Here is a 509-nt window from a genome sequence, read left to right on the forward strand (position 1 = left end):
TAGAGTCACCGTCCACATACCTAACATCGCCTGCCCCACAACCAAAAAGCTGAGCAGAATAGGAATGGATGGGTTCACGCGTTCAGTTCGAATAGCAATAACGGTAATAGCAAAAATCACCATGCCGAGCGTTCCAGCAAAATAGCGATGAATCATCTCTAGCCACGCTTTTTCATGCTCAATCTCGCGTTCTGGAAAATTGATGTTGGCGCGCAGAACATCGTCTTCATGGTGTGGTACAGAAAAGTGACCATAACACCCCGGCCAGTCAGGACATCCCAAACCCGCATCCGACAAACGGGTATAGGCGCCCAACATGATGACGACTAACGTCAGGCACAAACTTAATCTAACCAACTTTGTTAACGTCATGATGCGCTCCCTATCCCACTCGCGACAATTTGAGCAACTTACGCAAATCCGCCAGCATAACTTTGCTGAGTTTGACCAAATCTTCGTTTGGCTCTGCGGTGTCCGACATAACCAGCTGCCCCAGAGGATCCACAATC

1 protein-coding gene and 1 pseudogene are annotated in these 509 nt (G+C 48.7%); both read right to left on the reverse strand.

Annotated features, from left to right (window positions below):
- Positions 1–372: COX15/CtaA family protein (locus R7E78_RS30820; protein WP_318059230.1), on the reverse strand; the 372-nt coding region annotated here is incomplete at its 3' end.
- Positions 373–382: 10 nt separating this feature from the next.
- Positions 383–509, reverse strand: a pseudogene (locus R7E78_RS30825) (cytochrome oxidase biogenesis cluster protein); the annotation flags it as partial.

It is taken from the genome of Vibrio sp. YT-19(2023) (genome assembly GCF_033337395.1).